This window comes from Pseudomonas sp. 5Ae-yellow, assembly GCF_014077575.1.
Lineage (GTDB): Bacteria > Pseudomonadota > Gammaproteobacteria > Pseudomonadales > Pseudomonadaceae > Halopseudomonas > Halopseudomonas neustonica.
This window is the reverse complement of the sequence record NZ_JACGWE010000095.1, coordinates 1-2315: the sequence shown is the minus strand read 5'-3', so window position 1 is coordinate 2315 and position 2315 is coordinate 1. Positions and strand designations below refer to the sequence as shown.

Below are 2315 nucleotides of genomic sequence, written 5' to 3'. Positions count from 1 at the left end.
CTCGGCCACGACAGACTTTAGGCTGGAAATTCCCGGTGGAGGTGCTTGTTGAATACCTTCAGCTCTCGCAGAGCAATAACCTTCAGACCATCAACTGAGTGTTGCACTTAGACCCTGAGACCGCCGTCTGCACGATAAAATCGATCAAATAAATGGTCTAAATGTTCTGGAGAAATAGTCTCTCCCGGATTTTTTACAGATAGCGTAATGGAACTAGATTCTGTCGCTATAATTATAGAAATAATATTGTGTGCCGGGGTGTACCTGAGCGCATTGGAAATCAAGTTTGAAATGGCGCGACTCAACATCAGCTTGTCGCCTAAAATATGCCCATGTCCAGCGACTTTAAACTGTATTTTTAATTCTTCTGCAAGAACTTCATAGTATTCAACAAGCTTACAAATCAAGGCGTTTAACTCAATATTTTCCTGCTGTGGAATAATCAAGCCATTATCAGATTTAGCTAAAAACAACATATCGTCAATTATGCGTGATATTTTATTTAAGTCGTCAAGGTTGGCATATAAATTATCCTGATAAGACTCAATTTTTCGTTCCTGGCTAAGGACGACTTCAGTATGAGTTTTTAAATTACTGATGGGAGTCCTCAGCTCGTGAGCTATGTCAGCAGAAAAATTTGATAGCCTGGCAAATGCATCATCAAGCCGGGCCAGCATCTCATTAAACGAAAAAACTAACTCTTGAAGCTCTTGAGGAACTCGCTCTAATGAAATTCGCTCTTTTAGCGACCTTGCTGACATAGCGCTCGCCACTTGTGTCACCTTCCTTAAAGGACGTAAGCCACTGCGAGCAACGATCCAACCAAGCAATGCGCTAGCAAAAGCACTTACTACCAATCCAATCCAAAACCAGTGTTGTAGCTTCTCAAAAAAGTGTTCGTGGCTTGTGACATCAAGAACTAATAGAGCTGATTCAGCGAAGGACCGGCTTCCTTCTGGAAGTACAGATGCCATACCCCGATACTTATGACCTCTCTCTGTCCATTCGAAAAAGCCTGAACCTGAACCAATGTCATGATTTACAGGTACTTTAGCTAAACTTGGCTCAGTAAAAATGACAACGCCTTCTTTATTGAAAATGAATGCTGAAAGTCCTGCATGCGCGCCGAGTAACGTGTGTAGTTGTGGTTGCGCGCTCATGAAGTCCTGCTCACTGTGAGTAGTGGTCAGCGCTTTTGTGGTGGATTCGAGTTTTTCTTCCAGTATTTGGCGATCTAAATTTTTAAAGTGGTGTTTGGCCAGCGCATGAAAACTTAAGCCTGTAACGATTAAAACAGAAATAACCCCTAACATGAACATCAAACTCATGCGAGTAGTTAATGAAAGTCTTCTCATTTTAGCTCCGGGACGTCGAGCACGTATCCCATACCTCGTGCAGTGCGAATGAGTTTTGGAGAAAAATCGTCGTCTATTTTTGCGCGCAAACGCCGGATGGCAACCTCTATAACATTAGTGTCGCTATCGAAGTTCATATCCCATACTTGAGAGGCGATTACCGCTTTAGATAAAATCTCCCCTTGCCGCCTCAATAGCAACTCAAGCAAAGCGAATTCCTTTGCAGTAAGATCAATTCGAGCACCATTTCGGGTTGCTCGACGTTTTAGGAGGTCTACCTCTAGGTCAGCTAATCTCATCGTAGTGGGTGCTGGCGAGCTATTCCCTCGGCGCAGTAAAGTCCTCACTCGAGCGAGTAGCTCAGCGAAAGCAAAAGGTTTAATGAGGTAGTCATCGGCTCCCAATTCCAAACCCTTTACACGATCATCGATACCATCTCTCGCCGTCAAGAATAATACTGGAGTATCTCTGCCCGTCGCTCGTATCCTGCGCAACACCTCCCAGCCATCTAATCCCGGCATCATTACATCCAGAATCAATAAGTCAAATGACTCAGTGACCGCTAGTTGCAGGGCATCTATTCCCGTCATCACACGAGCAACGTTAAACCCCGCCTCGACAAGACCTTGCTGTAGATAAATACCGATTTTTGGCTCATCTTCTGCGATTAAAATTTTCATGAGAAATCCTGTTGCTGGGTAGCCCTAGTGTGCAGATCAATAAGCCATCTAGCTAGAGGCTTACATAAATGTAATTTCGAGATCAGCTTCCTGACAGGGGTCACCCGCTAAGGTAGCTACAAGCTCAACGCTTAACTTAACTAATTCTTAGTTAGGGCGGCGGCAAAAACTGAGTGCAACACCTGACCTTTCCGGTACGGTGCTGCCCTATGTCTTATTCCGAACTCAGCGTTGCAGAGCGTGCCACCATTCAAGTTAGTCATGCCCAAGGCCTCAGCTT

2 protein-coding genes are annotated in these 2315 nt (G+C 44.5%); both read right to left on the bottom strand.

Translation table 11 applies throughout. The annotated features are described in order from the left end of the window. Positions 1-107: 107 nt before the first annotated feature. Positions 108-1355 (bottom strand): heavy metal sensor histidine kinase, encoded by a 1248-nt coding sequence (locus H4J77_RS19350; protein ID WP_182250076.1) that lies wholly within the window; start codon positions 1353-1355, stop codon positions 108-110. Beyond that, complete coding sequence (locus H4J77_RS19345) at positions 1352-2035, bottom strand: heavy metal response regulator transcription factor (protein ID WP_123891405.1); 684 nt, start codon at positions 2033-2035, stop codon at positions 1352-1354. Before H4J77_RS19345 ends, H4J77_RS19350 begins: the two co-directional genes overlap by 4 nt. Positions 2036-2315: the final 280 nt, after the last annotated feature.